Genomic DNA, 17434 nt, shown 5'->3' on the forward strand with positions numbered 1-17434 from the left:
CTGTCGCGAGGTCTGGCCCCTGGCCGGGCTGGCGACGTCGTCGCGTCATCCGACGCGGATGCGGCATCGGAGTGTCTCTGGTGTCCAAAACCCTGGGTCAGGGCCCGCCATCAGGTGCACCTTCGGGTCGGGCTTGTAGCTGGGGATCAGTTCGGCGGACAGGATGGTGTCGAACGGCAGTCGGCCGGCGCGGGCAAGGTGGATGAGTAGCGCGGTGCTGCCGTTGGACAGGGTGGCGGTGATACGGGTCTCGCGCAGCTGGGGCCGACCGTCGCGGCTGTCGGGCCATGGGTTCAGGCGGTGCCAGGCGTTGACGAGTTGGGCCCGGTCGGTGTCGGTGAACTCGGTCAGGCCGTGCTCGGTGAGCACTTCGTCGAGCATCGATCTGGGTTTTGGCCGAGGTGAGTGAGGTGTGGTCGAAGGAGGCGAGCCGGCCGACGATCGTGTCGACGAACGCGTCGAGTTCGCTGTCCGAGAGGGCGCGGGTGGTCCAGCCCCAGCGCTCGGCGCTGTCGGCGTCGTAGTCGTCGCTGGAGAGGATGGCCCCCAGGGCGCGGTCGCGCCCGATGGCGCGGGGGAGGCGGTCGGTGCCGCCACCGCCGGGGAGCAGTCCGCTGCCGACCTCCGGCTACCCGAAGATTGCTTTCTCCCGGCTGGCGTACCCGCAAATCGAGGGCGAGGGCGAGGGCGAGGGCGAGTTCGTTCGCCGCCGCGGGTGCGTCCGCGGATGGCCGCGATGGTGATGTAGGGCCCCTTGGAGAGTTCCAGGACCAGATTCGTCCAGGCCGGCTCCGCGTTCTCGTCCTCGGGGCGGGGAGGTCTGGGGATGGCTTGCTGAGCGGGTCCGGCGGTCTTGCTCCCGGCGGTTGCCCGGTTGCCGTTCATTCCTGGTAGTGCGGGAGGATCTCGCTGTTCTTGACGTAGGTGAGGGCGGCGGTGACGTCGTAGGCGTGGATCGCGGAGGTCAGCGGTGTCAGCTGGTCGGACAGGTCGTGGATCAGGTTGCCGGTGAAGAAGGCGTCCCGTGCTGCGGTGTCGGTGAAGCCGAGCGTGAGGGAGGCGTGGAAGCGCTGGTCGTGGGGGTTGTCGTGGGCGACGTTCGGGGTGTCCCAGAGCTTTTCGATCCAGGGCAGGAACGTCTGTGTGCGCAGTTCCTTGAGGACTCCGGTGCCGGCGAGGGCGGGGGCGAGCTGCTTGTTGACGAACTTGCGGAACTCGCCCGCGCCGGCCCCGTCTGTGCGGCGCAGGTAGACCAGGACGCGGGCACCGACCTTCTCGTCCGGGCCTGCCACGTCGTACCAGCGGGAGGAGTTCGGCGGGCCGGCGTAGAGCAGGGTGCGGCGGAACACGTTGATCTCGTCCTGGTAGGCCAGCTTGGTCTGTGTGCGCCCCTGCGCGGGCGCGAGCGCCGATCGGAAGGTGACTTCGGCGACGCCGTCGATCTTCCGGTCGACGGGGATCGAGGTCTCCACTCCGCCGGTAGTCGGCCACCGGCCGGGGTTGTGCTCGGCGAGGTGGATCTGGCGGTACTCCTGAAGGCCCGGGGTGGCGGAGATGATCCCTGAGTGCGGGCCCTTCCAGTAGTCCATGCCGGTCTGGCGAGGCTGGTCGGTGCGCACCCACAACAGGATCGAGGAGGTGAGGTGCTTCGTCACGTCCAGTTGCACGGCGGCTGGTGGCATGCTCATGGTGTTGCCTTTCTCTTCCTGGTCAGGTGGTGGTCATCGGGCGAGGAACTCGACCGCGACCGGGGCGAACTCCTCGTGGTACTGGAAGATGCCGCCGTGCCCGGAGTCGGGGTAGATGATGAGCTGGCTGTTTTTGATGCGCCGGTGCAGGTCCTCGGAGAGGACCGAGGGGACCATGCGGTCGTTGTCGCCGTTGGCGATCAGCGTGGGATGGGTGAGCTTCGACAGGTCGTCGGGGGTGGAGCGCCCCCACTTCTTGATCGCCTTCAGCTGCGTCTGGAACGCCTTGACCTTGATCTTCGCGTCGCGGTCGACGGTGCGCTCGGTGAGCCGGCTGACGAACGCGCGCGCGGCGGCCTTACCGGTGGCGTTGCGGTTGAAGAACAGGAACTCCTTGGGGTCCGACCGGGTCGCGGTGGCGCGCAGCGTGTCCCAGTACGTGGTGGCGACCACCTTCTCGATGTCCTTGCCGCCCTTGGGCCCGGTGCCGGTGAGGACGAGTCTGCGGACGAGTTCGGGGTGCTTGACCACCAGGGCCTGGGCGACGAAGCCGCCCAGGGAGAAGGAGAAGATGTCGATCTTGTCGAAGCCGAGTGCCGAGATGAACGTGTAGGCGTCGTCGGCCATCGCCTCGACGCTGTCCGGCACCTGGCCGGTGGAGGCTCCGACACCGCGGTTGTCGAAGGTGATGACGTGACGGCCTCTGGCGATGGGGTCGATGATGCGCGGGTCCCAGTTGTCCAGGGTCGCGGCGAGGTGGACGAAGAAGACGACCGGGATGCCGCCTTTGGGCCCCAGCTCGCGGTAGGCGTAGGTGACACCGCCGACGCTGATGGTGCGGGCCGGGGCCTTCGCGTAGGAGGTGATGACGGGCTCGTTCGGGGTGACGCTGGTACTCATGACGGCTTCTCCTTGCTTGTTTCGTGCCGGTGCGGGTCGGGTCGCCTGCCCCGGTCGGGCGGGATCAGCAGTCGCCGGTGGTGACCCGCTCTGCAGCGGACGCCACCAAGGGACAGGGGCTGTGCGACCACCCCTTCCGAGCCCGGGACTCGCCGGTCACGAGCGCCATCACCGGGAGGGCGATCCTTATTGGCTTACGACCGTAATGCTATCGGAGTGGCCGAGAGGTCGCAAGCGAGTTCCGAGATGAGTGGGATCGTGTGGCGGCCTACCGGTCGAGCACCGGCGCACGCCGTCAGCCGGGAACGTCACGGCGGAGAACGGGGCGCAGCGTGTGCGGCAGCGAGCGCGCCGCGTCGGCGATGACGAACACTTGACGATCACCCGGAAGACCATCCCTGCTCTCGCGGACCGCCTTTGCCGAAGAACATCGAAGGCACCCGCGCCAAGCTGAAACGCCTCATCAGGCTCGACACCCTCACCGAGGCCGACGCCGGCAGCTTCACCAGGAAGCAGTAGTCGCCCACTGAGCTCTCGGTGGTTGCTTCACGGTCGGCAGTCGGCCGGTCGGTTGTGTGTGCGGAGTTGTCTGTCGAAGGCCCGGGCGGGAACGACGTGGCGGAGCATGCTGATGCCTCCGGGTTGTCGGGCCGACGGCGTAGGGCAGTTTCGCGAATGCGCTGATCACGTTTCCGACGCTACTGGTGAAGGGCTGGCAACGGATCCGTCACCGTATCGGTCACGGAACTGCCAAATCTGGTGTGAACGCGGGTACCAGGAGTAACTCGGGCGATAGCTGGCCCTTACGGTTTCAAGCAAATGGACCTATACGGACGGCGCCATGAGCAGGCAGTCCTTGACCGGATCCTTGCCGGTGCTCGGCAGGGCGACGGGGCAACGCTGGTGTTGTGGGGGGGCCTCGGTATCGGCAAGACCGCCCTGCTGGAACACGTGGCTGAGTCCGCGGCTGCGGACTTCACCGTTTTGCGATGCGGGGGCACGCGCCTTGAGCCGGGGGTGGCCTTCGCCGCGCTGCACGAATTGCTGTGGCCGGTGACGGACCGGATCAGCACCCTCCCCGAGCCGCAGGCCAACGCCCTGAACGGGGCGCTCGGCATCAGCGGCGACGTGGCGGACCCGTTCCTGACCAGCGTGGCGGTGCTGACGCTCGTCGGCGAGCTGGCCGGGGAACGGCCGGTGCTGATCGCCAACGTCTTCCCCAAACTCGGCATCGTCTCGCGCGCCGACCTCGCGCGCGTCGACTTCGAGGACGGACTGCGTCTGATCGGCTGACCGGCCGCCTTCGGGGACGGACCGGGCGACCCGCCGACGCCCAGCGCCGGGGTAGAGCTCGTCGTCATTCACACCCGGGATGCCCCACGATGCGGTGATGCCCCGGCCGGTGGGGGCCGCACCTCCTTGGGCGCCACCGCCAGATTCCTGCAGCAACCGGTACTGCGGTTTCGAGCGCCCGTGCCGCAAATGCGGTCGGCTCGGATAGGCGGCTTGGGCGGCGCAGCAGTCGCCGTCCGCCAGGTAGGACGCCTGCCCCCGGCTCGTTGCTCTGGGAAAACCCCTCAGGTCCGATGCCGGACGTCGAAGTGCGCGGAGTGCGTGGTCAGCTTGCCGAGCAACTCGATGAGGGTCTGCTGCTCGTCCTCACTGAGGGCGCCCGCCCACTCCTGTTCGCGTGCGTTGTGTGCCTGGAAGGCAGTGGTGATCGCCTGCACGCCGGCCTCGGTGAGGCCGAGCTGGACCGCGCGTCCGTCGTAGGAGGCGCGCTCCTTGCTCACCAGGCCGTCCCGTTCCAGCGTGTTCACCAGTGCCGACACGGCGGCTCGGCTCATGCCGGACAGCTCCGCGACCTTCTTCGACTCGACCGGGCCCGACAGCCAGATGGCGAACAGCACCCGGAAGCCGGGCCATGACCAGCCGCGAGGCCGGTGTACGGCGGATTCGAGGTCGTAGACGAGCATGTTGGCCGCGCGGTGGAGGGTGAGCACCAGCCGCATGGCGACCGGGTCGATGCCGGGGAGTTCCCGCGAGGTGCGGTCGACGGCGTGGTCGATGAACGACCAGAAGTGCAGGTGGTCGGCGTCCAGCGGTTCCGGTTCCTGGGTCACAGTCGGAGTGTAGGTCGGGGTCCAGGTAGGTCGGCCAGGTAGGTCGTCCAGGTTTCCGGACCGTGAAAAACCTTCACCTGGGGGCTTCCCCGGAGATGCCGACGGGAGTACGGTCCCCAATTAATCAAAGCATTGATTACATGCTCTGCGTATCAGTCGTCCCGCTTTGTCCCCTGGGTCCGCCGAGGGGACAGGTCTCCTCCCGGCCGTGCGTCGCGATGTGCGATCGATCCCAAGGAGCCTCGTATGCCCGAAGCATTCGCTCCCCCCAGTCCCGGCGCGCTGCGTGCCTGCATGTCCCGTTTCGCCACCGGTGTCACGGTGGTGTCGTACGCCACCGACAGCGGTCCGCGGGGCGCCACCATGAACTCCTTCACGTCCGTGTCCGCCGAACCGCCGCTGGTCCTGGTCAGCGTCGCCCGACGGGCCCGCTGCCACGACCAGCTGGCCGACGGGCCCTTCTGCGTGAACATCCTCGGCGCCGAACAGGAGCAGCTGGCCCGGCTGTTCGCGGGGGCCCCGAGCACCCTGGAGCCCCGCTGGGCGGAGGGCGCGCGCGTCCCCCGGCTGGCCGACCCGCTCGCCTGGGTGGAATGCGAGCCCTGGCGCGCGTACGACGGCGGCGACCACACCCTGGTCCTCGGCCGCGTCATCGACCTCGGTCACCGCGACGGCGACGCCCTGACCTACGCCTGGAGCCGTTTCGCGTCCACGACCGAGTCGACCGACGGCATCGAGCACCTCTTCTGAAGCTCTCTTCCGCCCGGTCCGCCCCCCTCCCTCGAACTCCACCGCACTCCCAGGAGAACCACATGGCCGCACGCACCGGCAAGGAATTCCTCGACCGCCTCTCCCGGTCCCGCCCCACCGTGCACATCCAGGGCGAGACGCTCACCGGAGGAATCCAGGAACACCCCGCTTTCCGCAACGTGGTGCAGACCTACGCCGAGCTGTACGACCTCCAGCACAGCGACGAACACAAGGACGTCCTGACGTACGCCTCGCCCACCTCCGGTGAGCCGGTCGGCACGTCCTTCCTCACTCCGCGCACACCCGACGACCTCGTCAAGCGCCGTAAGGCGTTCAAGGTGTGGGCCGACCACAGCAACGGCATGCTCGGCCGCACCGGCGACTACATGAACAGCTCCCTGATGGCCCTCGCCTCGGCCGCCGACTGGTTCGCCCAGGCCGACCCCGCTTTCGGCGAGAACATCAGCCGCTACTACGAGAAGGCCCGCGAGGAGGATCTGCTGTGTACGCACACGCTGATCCCGCCGCAGGTCAACCGGGCGGTGGCCGGTACCCAGCAGGCGGGCGGCAAGCTCGCGGCACGCATCGTGAAGGAGGACGACAACGGCGTGGTGATCCGCGGGGCGCGCATGCTCGCCACCATCGCCCCCTTCGCCGACGAGATGCTCGTCTTCCCCTCGACCGTGCTCCGCGGCACCCCGGAGGACAAGCCGTACTCGTACGCCTTCGCCATACCCAACGACACCCCCGGCCTGCGCTACATCGCCCGCGAGCCCCTCGACTACGACCGCCCGCGCCACGACCACCCCCTCGCCTCCCGCTTCGAGGAATCGGACTGCGTTGTCGTCTTCGACGACGTGCACGTGCCCTTCGAGCGCTGCTTCGCCCTCGGTGACGCCGAGTTGTGCAACGGCTTCTACTCGCAGACGTCCTCCGTGGTGCACATGACCCACCAGGTCGTCACCCGCACCACCGCCAAGACCGAGTACATCCTCGGACTGGTGACCCTGCTCACCGAGGCCATCGGCATCGAGCAGTTCCAGCACGTCCAGGAGGACATCGCCGAGATCATCACCACCCTGGAGACACTGCGCGCCTTCCTGCGCGCGGCGGAAGCGGACGCCGAGATCAACGAGTACGGGGTGCTGACCCCGGCCTGGGCCCCCCTCAACGCCGCCCGCAACCTCTACCCCAAGCTCTACCAGCGCTTCCCGCAGATCCTGCGCAAGCTCGGCGCCTCCGGCCTGATGGCCACCCCGACCGAACTCGACATCACCGGCCCGGCCGCCGCCGACATCGAGGCCTACCTCCAGTCGGCCACCCTCACCGGCGCCGAGCGCGTGAAGCTGTTCCGTCTCGTCTGGGACACCTGCATCTCCGCCTTCTCCAGCCGCCAGGCCCTGTACGAGTACTACTTCTTCGGCGACCCGGTGCGCATGGCGGGCGCGTACGTGAAGTCGTACGACCGCGAGCCGTACAAGGCGAAGGTCCAGGGCTTCCTGAACCAGCACAGCCTGGATCAGCACAGTCTGGAGCGCTCCTGATGACGCACCCTCTGGGGGACCCCCCGTCGAAGATCATCGCTGTTCATCTCAACTACCCAAGCCGGGCCAAGGAGCGCGGCCGGATCCCGGCCCAGCCCTCCTACTTCCTCAAGCCCCCCTCGTCGCTGGCAGGTACCCAGGAGGCCATCGTCCGCCCGGAGGGGTGTGAACTCCTGGGCTTCGAGGGCGAGATCGCCCTGGTCGTCGGCAGCCGGGCCCAGCGGGTGCGGCCCGAGGACGGCTGGTCCCACGTGCGGTGGGTGACCGCCGCGAACGACGCCGGGGTCTACGACCTGCGGTACGCCGACCGCGGCTCCAACCTTCGCTCCAAGGGCGCCGACGGCTTCACCCCGATCGGGCCGCGCCTGCTCGATGCCCGCCAACTCGACCCGGCCGCGCTCCGGTTGCGTACCTGGGTCAACGGCGAACTCGTGCAGGACGACACCACCGACACGCTCCTCTTCCCCTTCGGACAGCTCGTCGCCGATCTGTCGAGACTGGTCACGCTGGAGCCCGGGGACGTCATCCTGACGGGCACTCCGGCCGGCGCGTCCGTCGTCTCCCCCGGCGACACGGTCGAGGTCGAGGTCACCGGCGGCGGGCAGTCCACCGGGCGGCTGCGCAACCCCATCGCTTCCGGGCCCGCCCTGGAGACATACGGCGCGATGCCGAGGACGGACGCGGCGGAACGCGAGGCCGCCCACGGAGCCGCGTACACCCCCGAGCCTCTGCTCGACGAACGCATCGAGGACGGACTGCGTTCGGTCGCGGTCGCCACGCTCAGCGCACAGTTGCGGGGGCGCGGACTGCCGCACATGTCCATCGACGGGGTACGCCCCACACGGCCGGACACGAAGATGGTCGGCGTCGCCCACACGCTGCGCTATCTGCCGCTGCGCGAGGACCTGTTCAAGCGGTACGGCAACGGCATGAACGCCCAGAAGCGGGCCATCGAGCAGCTGCGACCCGGCCATGTGCTGGTCATGGACGCCCGCCGGGACACCTCCGCCGGCACCATCGGCGACATCCTCGCCCTGCGCGCCCAGCAGCGCGGCGCCGCCGGGGTCGTCACCGACGGAGGCCTGCGCGACAGCATCGCCGTCACCGAACTGGGCCTGCCCGTCTACCACGGCGGCGCCCACCCCTCGGTGCTCGGCCGCCGCCACGTCCCCTGGGACACGGGGGTGCCGATCGCCTGCGGCGGAGCCCTCGTGCAGCCCGGCGACCTGCTGGTGGGAGACGCGGACGGCGTGGTCGTCGTGCCGCCCGAGCTGGCCGAGGACTTGATCGCCGACTGCCGGGAGCAGGAACAGCGGGAGCGCTTCATCACCGAGCAGGTGCGCGCCGGACACGACATCGACGGCCTGTATCCCCTCGGCCCCGACTGGCACGAGACGTACGAGCGGTGGCGCAAGCAGCACAGCACGCAAGGAGAGCACTCATGAAGTTCCGCAGCGACCCGTCCACCATCCGCGGCTCCATCGCTCCCACCATCACTCCGTTCACCTTGGACGGAGCCGTCGACCACGACAGCCTGCGCGCGCTGATCCGCTTCCAGCTGGAGTCCGGTTCGCACGGCATCTCGCTGGGCGGCTCCACCGGCGAGCCCAGCGCGCAGAGCGTGGCCGAGCGGATCGCGGGGATGCGGACGGCGGTCGAGGAGATCGGCGACCGCGTCCCGTTCCTGCCCGGGACCGGCTCCCACAAGCTCGACGAGACTCTTGAACTCACCGCTGCCGCACAGGAGTTGGGCGCGGACGCGGCGCTGGTCATCACGCCGTACTACGCGCGCCCCACGCAGGAGGCGCTGTACCAGTGGTACGCGACAGTGGCCCGGGAGTTCCCGGACCTGCCGATCGTCGCCTACAACGTGCCCTCGCGCACGGCCGTCGACATCGCGCCGGAGACGGTCAAGCGGCTGTTCACCGACTTCGAGAACTTCGTCGGGGTGAAGGAGACGACGAAGGACTTCGAGCACTTCTCGCGCGTGCTGCACGCCTGCGGGCGTTCGCTGCTGGTGTGGTCCGGCATCGAGCTGCTGTGCCTGCCGCTGCTCGCGCTCGGCGGTGCAGGGTTCGTCTCCGCCGTCGCCAATCTCGCGCCCGGTGCGGTGGCTCGGATGTACGAGCTGTGGGAGGCGGGCGACTTCGACGGTGCCCGCGATATCCACTACCGCCTCCACCCGCTCGTCGACCTCCTGTTCGTCGAGACCAACCCGGCACCGGCGAAGTGGGTGCTGCACCAGCAGGGACGTATCGCGTCGCCCCATGTCCGCCCGCCGCTGATCACCCCCACCGACGCGGGCCTGTCGAAGATCCGCGCGCTGCTCCGCGAGGGCGGAGACCTCACCCAGCAGATCGGAGCCGCGCAGTGAGCCCCACCCCTGAGCACCTTCCCTCCGTGATCCGGCACTGGATCGGCGGCGAACTGGTGGACGCGGCCGACAGCCGCACGTTCGACGTCGCCGACCCGGTCTCCAACAGGGCCTACGCGCAGGCCGCGCGTGGCTCCGCGGCCGACGTGGACCGGGCGGTGACGGCTGCCCGGGTCGCGTTCCCGGAGTGGGCCGGGCTGTCCAACCGGGCACGCGCGGGTGTCCTGTACCGGATCGCCGACGCCGTCGAGGCCCGTCATGACCGGCTCGCCGCCTTCGAGTCGTACGACTCCGGGCTGCCGATCACCCAGGCCCGCGGCCAGGCACGCCGGGCCGCCGAGAACTTCCGCTACTTCGCGGATGTCATCGTGGCTCTGGGCGAGGAGGCGTTCCGGCAGGGCGAGGACCAGTTCAGCTATGTTGTGCGCACCCCTGTGGGAGTTGCCGGGCTGATCACGCCATGGAACACCCCCTTCATGTTGGAGAGTTGGAAGCTGGCCCCAGCCCTGGCGTCCGGCTGCACCCTGATCCTCAAGCCCGCCGAGTGGACCCCGCTGTCGGCGTCCCTCTGGCCGGAGATCTTCGACGAGGCCGGCGTCCCGGCCGGAGTGGTGAACATCGTCCACGGCATCGGCGAGGAGGCCGGCCAGGCCCTCGTCGACCACCCGGACGTGCCGCTGATCTCCTTCACCGGTTCCTCCGACACGGGCCGGCACATCATCCGCTCCTCCGCCGAGCACCTGAAGACGGTGTCGATGGAGCTGGGCGGCAAGTCCCCGGTCGTCGTGTTTGCCGACGCCGAACTCGAAGCCGCCCTGGACTCGGTCGTGTTCGGCGTGTTCTCCCTCAACGGCGAGCGCTGCACGGCCGGTTCACGCGTCCTCGTCGAGCGCCCGCTGTACGAGGAGTTCACCCGGCGACTGGCGGAGCGGGCCGCCAACGTACGCGTCGGGCTCCCTTCCGACCCGGCCACCGAGGTCGGTGCGCTGGTCCACCCCGAGCACTACGAACGCGTCCTGAACTACGTGGAGATCGGCAAGAAGGAGGCCCGCCTCGTCGCGGGCGGCACCCGCCCCGCCCACCTCGCCGACGGCAACTACCTCCAGCCCACCGTCTTCGCCGACGTCGAACGCGACGCCCGGATCTTCCAGGAGGAGATCTTCGGCCCCGTCGTGGCCGTCGCCCCCTTCGACGACGAGACCGAGGCGATCGACCTCGCGAACGCCACGCAGTTCGGCCTGGCCGCCTACGTCTGGACCTCGGACCTCAAGCGCGGCCATCGCATCGCGCACGCCGTCGAATCCGGCATGGTCTGGATCAACTCCCACAACGTCCGCGACCTGCGCACCCCCTTCGGCGGGGTCAAGGCCTCCGGTGTCGGCCGCGAGGGCGGCGCGCACAGCATCGACTTCTACACCGAATCGAAGATCGTCCACGTTGCCCTCGCCGAGGTGCACACCCCCCGCTTCGGAGTCACCTCATGACCACCTCGAACGCCCCCGACGTCGTCCGGTCCGCCTACGCCCAGCTCGCCGTCACCGACCTCGGCGCGGCCCGCTGGTTCTGGGTCGACATGCTCGGCTTCCACATCCAGTACGAGGACGCCGAGTCGCTGTACCTGCGCGGCACGGACGAACTCACCCACCACTCGCTGGTGCTGCGCAAGGGCGACCTGGCCGCCCTCGACCACATCTCCTATCGCGTCCGCACCCCCGAGGACGTCGACAAGGCAGAGAAGTTCTTCGCCGACCTTGGCCGTCCCGTCCGGCGCGTGAAGAAGGGCGAGGGAACACACGGCATCGGCGACGCGGTCCGCGTCATCGACCCGCTCGGCTTCCCCGTGGAGTTCTTCCACGAGATCGACCGCGCCGAACGCCTCATCCAGCGCTACGACCTCCGCCACGGCGCCGAGATCGCCCGCCTCGACCACTTCAACATCTGCACCCCCGACATCCCGGCCGCCTACGCCCACTACAAGTCCCTCGGCTTCGGCTGCTCGGAAACGATCGAGGGCGACGAGCACGAGCTGTACGCGGCCTGGATGTACCGCAAGCAGACCGTCCACGACGTCGCCTTCACCGGCGGCGCCGGGCCGCGCCTGCACCATGTCGGGGTGGCGACCCACGAATCCCACCAGGTCCTGCGCGCGGCCGACCTGTTCGGCTCGCTGCACAAAGAGCACCACATCGAACGCGGCCCCGGCCGGCACGGCGTCTCCAACGCCTTCTACCTCTACCTGCGCGACCCCGACGGCCACCGCGTGGAGATCTACACCTCCGACTACTACACCGGCGACCCGGACCATGAGACGTACCGATGGAACGTCCGCGACGACCGCCGCCGCGACTTCTGGGGCAACGCCGTCATCGAGTCCTGGTACAAGGAGGCCGCCCCCGTCCTCGACCTGGACGGACGCCCGCAGCCGGTGACCGACACCGTCCTCGACGAGTCCGCGGTTCAGGTGGGTGCGGACGGCCTCGGCTGATACTCCGGGCGGTGGGGGACTCGGAGGTGTTTCGCGCCCTTCCGGGACCCCTCACCGCACCCTCGGTAGTCACGAGATCTTCCCATCCACCCCATTCATCACTCTTTGTAAAAACCGGATACGACAGTTAGCATCCGGCGGCACGCCTACCTGCCGGTTTGCCGAAGGACCCGCAGAGGAGACTCATGCCCTCGATGACGACTCCGTCGGACGACACCTCCGCAGGACGCTTCGAGTTCTGGCGGGAAGTGGTCGGCCAGAGCTTTGTGCCGCTGGAAGCGCTGCCGCGCGAGGTTCCCGACTTCCGCGCCTCTCTGCACACCGCCCAGCTCGGCGCGGTGCAGGTGTCCGTGGTGGCCGCGGATCCGCACGTCGTCGCCCACACCCGTAGGCACATCGCCACCGACCCGGCCGATTTCGTCAAGGTGAGTCTTCAACTGGCCGGGCGGTGCATGCTGACCCAGGCGGACCGCCAGGCCCTGCTCAAGCCGGGCGAGCTGGCCATCTACGACACCCGGCACCCGTACACACTCGATTTCGACCAGCCGTACCGCACACTCGTGCTGATGTTCCCGCGGGTCATGCTCCGGCTGCCCGAGCGCGACCTGACCCGCGTGATCGCCACCACCGTGTCGTGCGGCGACGGACTGGGGCCCGTGGTGCACCCGTTCCTGTGCGGACTGGCCGGGCAGGTGCGGCAACTGGACGCTCTCGGCACGCCGCGGCTCGCGGACAGCGTGGTCGACCTGGTCGGCGCGATGCTCTCGGACCGGTGCGCCGTGCACGTGACGCAGCAGGACGACGGGCGGGAACTGCTGGCCCAGCGGATCCTCACGTACATGGAGCAGCGGCTCTCCGACCCGGGGCTCGGCCCCGACCGGATCGCGGACGCCCACCACATCTCGCGGCGCTTCCTCTACAAGCTGCTGGCCGAGCGGGGGTACACGGTCTCGGGCTGGCTCCGGGAGCGTCGCCTCGCCGAGTGTCTGCGCGACCTCGCGGACCCCGCGCTCGCCCCTATGCCCGTCGCCACCGTCGGAAGCCGCTGGGGCTTTCCCGACCCCGCCCACTTCAGCCACGCCTTCAAGAGCGCCTACGGCATGAGCCCGTCGGAGGCACGCGGGGCCGGCCGCACGGCGCTGGGCGCCTAGCGAGCGCTCAGGTCCCGAGTACGGCGGACCGCCGTTCGTGCCCGCCTCCGCAAGACACGGTGCACCGCCGCACAAGCCGGTAGCCCATGCGTCTGTGAGCCTCCCGGCATGCGAGCAACACACACCGTTTACGACCACATCGTGGTGGGCGCCGGATCCGCGGGCTGTGCGCTCGCGCGCAGACTCGTGGATGCCGGTCGGACCGTCCTGCTGATCGAGATGGGCGACCGGGACGACAACCCGGCCATCCACGACCCCGGGCGCCTGTGGGAACTGTGGAACTCCCCGCAGGACCACGCGTACACCACCGAACCCCAGCGGCACGCCTCCGGAACCCAGGTGTTCTGGCCGCGCGGCAAGGTCCTCGGCGGCTCCAGCGCCCTGAACGGCATGATCTACGTCCGCGGCAACCGGGCCGACTACGACAGCTGGGCCTACCAGGGGGCTGCGGGCTGGTCGTACGACGAGGTGCTGCCGTACTTCAAGCGCTCGGAGGACTTCGAGGACGGCGCGTCGGCCTACCACGGGGCCGGCGGCCCGCTGCCCGTCAGCCGGAACCACGCCCCCAACCCGGTTACCACCGCCTTCGTCGAGGCATGCCAGGACTACGGGATCCCGTACAACGACGACTGCAACGGCCAGGACCAGCTCGGCGTGAACCTGCTGCACCGCAACATCCGCGACGGCAAGCGGGTCAGTGCGTGGACCGCCTTCATGGAGCCGGTGCTCGACAGTGCGCTGCTGACGGTGATGACCGGCGCGGCGGTCACGCGCGTCCTGGTGGACGGTGGCCGGGCGCGGGGCGTCGAGGTGCTGCGCGAGGGCCGTACGACGGAGATCCGCTGCGAAGGGGACGTGATCCTGTCCGGCGGCACCGTCGGCTCGGCCCAGCTGCTCCTGCTCAGCGGTGTCGGGCCGGCGGACGAGCTGCGGGACCTCGGGATCGGGGCGACCGCGGACCTGCCGGGAGTGGGCGCGAACCTGCACGACCACACCCTCGCTCCGGTGGTGTGGGAGTCGGCACGGCTGGTGCCGCAGGGTACGGCCAACAAGCTGGAGGCCCACTACTTCGCCAAGTCCGACCCGGCGCTGGCCGTGCCGGACCTGCAGCCACTGATGTCGCACCTGCCCCTGCCGGTGCCCGACATGAACGTTCCGGGGGAGGGCCACGGCTTCTCGGTCCTCGCCGGGACGATCCGTCCGCTCAGCCGTGGCCGCCTGTGGCTGCGCTCGGCCGACCCCAGCCAGGCTCCGGCCCTGGACCCCGGCTACTTCTCCGAGCCGTCGGACCTCGCGGCCATGGTGCGGGCCGTGCAGCAGGTGCGGGAGATCGGCGAGGAGAAGTCGCTGGGCGACTGGCGGGCCCGCGAGATCGCACCCGGACCGTACGTACGGACAGACGCGGAGGTCGCCGCGTACATCAAGCGGACCCTCCTCAGCTACCACCACCAGGTGGGCACCTGCCGGATGGGCATCGACCGTATGGCGGTCGTCGATCCGCAGCTGCGCGTCCACGGCGTGGCCGGGCTGCGCGTCGCGGACGCCTCCGTCATGCCCTCCATCACCTCCGGCAACACCCACGCACCTGCCGTCATGATCGGCGAGCGCTGCGCCGACCTCATCCTGGGAGCACAGCTGTGACCAACACCCTTTTCATCGGCGGCGAATGGCAGGCCGCGTCCTCCGGAGCGGAGTTCGAGACCCTGGACCCGGCGACGGGGCAACCCCACGCCCAGGTGTCCCTGGCGGGGACCGCGGACGCCGACGCGGCCGTACGGGCCGCCCGCGCCGCCTTCGAGAACCCGGAGTGGGCGGGACTCACCCCGGCCCGGCGCGCCCGGATCCTGTGGCGCATCGGCGACCTCATCGAAGAACACGCCGATGAATTGGCCGAGTTGGAGACGCGCGACCAAGGCCAGCTGCTCGGCGTCTCCATGGCGGTCAGCGTCGCCACCGCTGCCGAGCACTTCCGCCACTACGCGGGCTGGGTCACCAAGATCTACGGCGAGACGGCGCCACTGTCCATCCCCGGCGTGCTGCAGTACACCAAGCGCGAGCCGGTGGGGGTGTGCGCGCTGATCACCCCGTGGAACTTCCCGCTCATGATCGCGAGTTGGAAGATCGCACCGGCCCTCGCCTGCGGGAACACCGTGATCGTCAAACCCGCGGAACAGACCCCGATGACCACGGTGCGGCTCGTCGAGTTGTGCCGGGCGGCCGGTGTGCCGGACGGTGTCGTCAACCTGCTGACCGGTGGTCCCGAGGCCGGCCGGGCCCTCGTCGAGCACCCCGGTGTGGACAAGGTCTCCTTCACCGGTTCGACCGAGACCGGCAGGGACATCGTCCGGGCTTCCGCGGGCAACCTCAAGCGGGTCTCGCTCGAACTCGGCGGCAAGGCACCGAGCCTCGTCCTGCCCGACGCCGACCTGGACGCGGCCGTGGCGGGCTGTCTCCAGGGCGCGCTGCTCAACAGCGGCCAGGTGTGCGCCGCCTACACGAGGTTCCTCGTCCACCGCTCCCTCGCCGACGAGTTCGCCGAGCGCTGCGCCAAGGCCGTCGGCGGGATGCGACTCGGCGCGGGCAGCGCGCCCGACACCGAGCTCGGCCCCCTGGTCACCGGCGAACACCGTGACCACGTCCACGCACTCGTGCGCAGCGGGGTCGAGGAAGGCGCCCAACTGCTCGCCGGCGGGGCCTCCGTCGACGATCTGCCGGGCTTCTTCTACCGGCCGACCGTGTTCACGGGCGTACGGGACGACATGCGCATTGCCCGGGAGGAGATCTTCGGCCCGGTGCTGTCGGTCCTGTCGTACGACGACGAGGACGAGGCCGTCGCCCGCGCCAACGACAGCGAGTACGGCTTGGCGGCGGCCGTATGGACCCGCGACGTGGGCGCGGCGCACCGCGTGGCGGGCTCCGTCCGGGCGGGCACGGTGTTCATCAACATGCCCAACCCCGTGGACGCCGCCGCCCCCTGGGGCGGATACAAGGCCAGCGGCTGGGGCCGGGAGATGGGCAGCGGAGCCATCGACGCCTACACGGAGGTCAAGAGCGTGTGGACATCGCTCGCCTGAGGTGCCCGCCCCCGGCGCGGACAGGCAGCCCCGAGGGCTCGGACCGCGCGGCTGTCCGGGCCCCGAAGAACCACGCAGCCGACGCGTGGTCCTCGTACAGCGGCCGCATGGCGGTCGGTAGAGCTCAACGAGGGAGGTAATGGGCAACCAGCCGCCGCGGCTCGGTGAGTGCATCGTCGATCGGTCTGGGCACAGGTGGGGGTGGCAGTGCGGTGCCGTGCTGGTGTGAGCGGTCCAGCGGGTGTCTGAACCCGCTGGACCTGCGGCAGGCGGTCGGGATCAGGCGGTGCCGCGGGGCGGGGTCAGGGTCTGTCGGCGGAGGAGATCCAGGCTGTCTCCCCAGGAGTCGAGGACCTGGTCGTGACCGGCATCGCGAGCTGCCCGTTCGATGCTTGTGAAGAGGGAGCGCTGGGTGTCCGGGGCGCCGTCGGACAGGATGCGGCGGATGGTGGGCAGCAGCTGACCGGCGCTCCATTCGCCATCGCCCAGTGGGTGCCGCTCCAACTCCCACTGGAGGAACTTGTTGTAGGGCCTGACCCGTTGGTGCAGAGCGAAGATCGCCTCCAGCGCGTACGGGATGCTCTCGGCCGCGTCCAGGTGTGCCTGCTCTGCCCGTCCGTCACGGTGACTCTTCAGGGAGCGGTAGGCCTGGTTGACGTAGGCGTCGAGGTAGCCGTCGACAGCCGTACGCGCTTCGGCGGGGGTCGGCGTCCGTTTCGCGGTGAGGAGCTCGCTGATCGTCCCGTCGAGCCGGTCGAACAGCACCTTGGCGTGGACGTAGGCGTAGTGGTACCAGCCGTGCGAGTCGCCGGGCAGGCCACGACGGCGGAATTCGTCGAGCGTCATGACCACGAGGTCGAGGTGAGCGGAGCGGAATCCGTCCAGTGCGCTGAGTGGCGAGGTGACGGAGTCCTGGACGACGACATGGACGTCGTAGTCGGAGTAGGCGGTCGACATGTCCTCGTGCACCTGAGAACCGCTCAGGATGAGCCCGACCACGCCGGGATCGGCGATGGCTCGGGAGACGAAGGCTTCGAGTGTGGACTCAGGGGTGTGGCCGGCAACGAGCCGGAGAGCAGCAGGACTGTGGTGTCCCATAGTGGTCACTCCATGCGGAAACTTCCGCAGCGTCGGCTGCGGACAACCAGATCGGTCCGCGTCTGCGGCGTCCGGGAACGCCGCTTGGGAGATCACCTCACAACGCAGACGCTACCTCGCTGGGCTGCGCGCGGAAACTGTGTTTTGCGGCAGCGGCAACCTCGTTGGCGGACGACGGTGAGGGAAAAGTGCTCACGTTTCCCGGCCGTACACCATTCCGTTCTGCCTGCCGAAAGCCTGAGTTCAC

At 69.4% G+C, this 17434-nt stretch carries 15 protein-coding genes and 1 pseudogene; 10 read left to right on the plus strand and 6 right to left on the minus strand.

The features are described from left to right. Positions 1-45: 45 nt before the first annotated feature. From AB0I18_RS02595 to AB0I18_RS02610, 4 genes and pseudogenes are all read right to left on the minus strand, one after another. The gene (locus AB0I18_RS02595; protein ID WP_363103515.1) at positions 46-381 is read right to left on the minus strand and encodes a hypothetical protein; all 336 of its coding nucleotides are present in this window, start codon (positions 379-381) and stop codon (positions 46-48) included. A 46-nt stretch (positions 382-427) separates the two neighbouring features. Continuing rightward, positions 428-610 (minus strand): annotated as a pseudogene (locus AB0I18_RS02600) (enoyl-CoA hydratase/isomerase family protein); the annotation flags it as partial. Positions 611-881: 271 nt separating this feature from the next. After that, a complete protein-coding gene (locus AB0I18_RS02605) occupies positions 882-1688 on the minus strand; it encodes a strictosidine synthase (RefSeq protein WP_363103516.1) in 807 nt (268 codons plus the stop codon). A gap of 33 nt (positions 1689-1721) precedes the next feature. Continuing rightward, positions 1722-2588: an alpha/beta hydrolase gene (locus AB0I18_RS02610; protein ID WP_363103517.1), complete on the minus strand. Its 867-nt coding sequence runs from the start codon at positions 2586-2588 to the stop codon at positions 1722-1724. 819 nt (positions 2589-3407) lie between these two features. Between AB0I18_RS02610 and AB0I18_RS02615 the strand changes: the two genes are divergently transcribed. After that, a complete protein-coding gene (locus AB0I18_RS02615) occupies positions 3408-3881 on the plus strand; it encodes an ATP-binding protein (protein ID WP_363103518.1) in 474 nt (157 codons plus the stop codon). A gap of 284 nt (positions 3882-4165) precedes the next feature. Here AB0I18_RS02615 and AB0I18_RS02620 read toward each other — a convergent pair whose 3' ends face one another. Next, positions 4166-4711, minus strand: a complete 546-nt coding sequence (locus AB0I18_RS02620) for a MarR family winged helix-turn-helix transcriptional regulator (RefSeq protein WP_363103519.1) — start codon at positions 4709-4711, stop codon at positions 4166-4168. A 246-nt stretch (positions 4712-4957) separates the two neighbouring features. Here AB0I18_RS02620 and AB0I18_RS02625 point away from each other — a divergent pair, with 246 nt between their 5' ends. The 9 genes from AB0I18_RS02625 (at position 4958) to AB0I18_RS02665 (ending at position 16089) form a co-directional block, all read left to right on the plus strand. Beyond that, complete coding sequence (locus AB0I18_RS02625; protein WP_363103520.1) at positions 4958-5461, plus strand: flavin reductase family protein; 504 nt, start codon at positions 4958-4960, stop codon at positions 5459-5461. Between the two features lie 62 nt (positions 5462-5523). Further along, the gene (gene hpaB / locus AB0I18_RS02630; RefSeq protein ID WP_363103521.1) at positions 5524-7005 is read left to right on the plus strand and encodes a 4-hydroxyphenylacetate 3-monooxygenase, oxygenase component; all 1482 of its coding nucleotides are present in this window, start codon (positions 5524-5526) and stop codon (positions 7003-7005) included. Then, positions 7005-8450 (plus strand): fumarylacetoacetate hydrolase family protein, encoded by a 1446-nt coding sequence (locus AB0I18_RS02635; RefSeq protein WP_363103522.1) that lies wholly within the window; start codon positions 7005-7007, stop codon positions 8448-8450. Before hpaB ends, AB0I18_RS02635 begins: the two co-directional genes overlap by 1 nt. Continuing rightward, entirely contained in the window at positions 8447-9379 is a 933-nt protein-coding gene (gene dapA / locus AB0I18_RS02640) for a 4-hydroxy-tetrahydrodipicolinate synthase (RefSeq protein ID WP_363103523.1), read from the plus strand. Before AB0I18_RS02635 ends, dapA begins: the two co-directional genes overlap by 4 nt. Next, positions 9376-10863, plus strand: coding sequence for a 5-carboxymethyl-2-hydroxymuconate semialdehyde dehydrogenase (gene hpaE / locus AB0I18_RS02645; protein ID WP_363103524.1), 1488 nt, complete (start codon positions 9376-9378; stop codon positions 10861-10863). The genes dapA and hpaE overlap by 4 nt, the downstream gene beginning before the upstream one ends. Continuing rightward, positions 10860-11864 carry a 3,4-dihydroxyphenylacetate 2,3-dioxygenase gene (gene hpaD, locus AB0I18_RS02650; RefSeq protein WP_363103525.1) on the plus strand — a complete coding sequence of 335 codons (1005 nt, stop codon included), beginning with the start codon at positions 10860-10862 and terminating at the stop codon, positions 11862-11864. The genes hpaE and hpaD overlap by 4 nt, the downstream gene beginning before the upstream one ends. A 185-nt stretch (positions 11865-12049) precedes the next feature. Then, positions 12050-13015 carry a helix-turn-helix domain-containing protein gene (locus AB0I18_RS02655; protein ID WP_363103526.1) on the plus strand — a complete coding sequence of 322 codons (966 nt, stop codon included), beginning with the start codon at positions 12050-12052 and terminating at the stop codon, positions 13013-13015. Between the two features lie 108 nt (positions 13016-13123). After that, a complete protein-coding gene (locus AB0I18_RS02660; RefSeq protein WP_363103527.1) occupies positions 13124-14656 on the plus strand; it encodes a GMC family oxidoreductase N-terminal domain-containing protein in 1533 nt (510 codons plus the stop codon). Further along, the gene (locus AB0I18_RS02665) at positions 14653-16089 is read left to right on the plus strand and encodes an aldehyde dehydrogenase family protein (protein ID WP_363103528.1); all 1437 of its coding nucleotides are present in this window, start codon (positions 14653-14655) and stop codon (positions 16087-16089) included. Before AB0I18_RS02660 ends, AB0I18_RS02665 begins: the two co-directional genes overlap by 4 nt. A 279-nt stretch (positions 16090-16368) precedes the next feature. Here the strand turns inward: AB0I18_RS02665 and AB0I18_RS02670 are convergent, their stop codons facing one another. After that, complete coding sequence (locus tag AB0I18_RS02670; protein WP_363103529.1) at positions 16369-17187, minus strand: hypothetical protein; 819 nt, start codon at positions 17185-17187, stop codon at positions 16369-16371. Positions 17188-17434: the final 247 nt, after the last annotated feature.

The sequence above is a fragment of the Streptomyces sp. NPDC050704 genome (assembly GCF_040654355.1).
GTDB lineage: Bacteria > Actinomycetota > Actinomycetes > Streptomycetales > Streptomycetaceae > Streptomyces.

Coding starts and splice junctions, on each gene's coding strand:
- AB0I18_RS02635 (WP_363103522.1), top strand. CDS start 7,005: ATGACGCACCCTCTGGGGGACCCCCCGTCGAAGATCATCGCTGTTCAT.
- AB0I18_RS02615 (WP_363103518.1), top strand. CDS start 3,408: ATGGACCTATACGGACGGCGCCATGAGCAGGCAGTCCTTGACCGGATC.
- hpaB (WP_363103521.1), top strand. CDS start 5,524: ATGGCCGCACGCACCGGCAAGGAATTCCTCGACCGCCTCTCCCGGTCC.
- AB0I18_RS02655 (WP_363103526.1), top strand. CDS start 12,050: ATGCCCTCGATGACGACTCCGTCGGACGACACCTCCGCAGGACGCTTC.
- AB0I18_RS02610 (WP_363103517.1), bottom strand. CDS start 2,588: ATGAGTACCAGCGTCACCCCGAACGAGCCCGTCATCACCTCCTACGCG.
- AB0I18_RS02670 (WP_363103529.1), bottom strand. CDS start 17,187: ATGGGACACCACAGTCCTGCTGCTCTCCGGCTCGTTGCCGGCCACACC.
- dapA (WP_363103523.1), top strand. CDS start 8,447: ATGAAGTTCCGCAGCGACCCGTCCACCATCCGCGGCTCCATCGCTCCC.
- AB0I18_RS02660 (WP_363103527.1), top strand. CDS start 13,124: ATGCGAGCAACACACACCGTTTACGACCACATCGTGGTGGGCGCCGGA.
- hpaD (WP_363103525.1), top strand. CDS start 10,860: ATGACCACCTCGAACGCCCCCGACGTCGTCCGGTCCGCCTACGCCCAG.
- AB0I18_RS02605 (WP_363103516.1), bottom strand. CDS start 1,688: ATGAGCATGCCACCAGCCGCCGTGCAACTGGACGTGACGAAGCACCTC.
- AB0I18_RS02625 (WP_363103520.1), top strand. CDS start 4,958: ATGCCCGAAGCATTCGCTCCCCCCAGTCCCGGCGCGCTGCGTGCCTGC.
- AB0I18_RS02595 (WP_363103515.1), bottom strand. CDS start 381: ATGCTCGACGAAGTGCTCACCGAGCACGGCCTGACCGAGTTCACCGAC.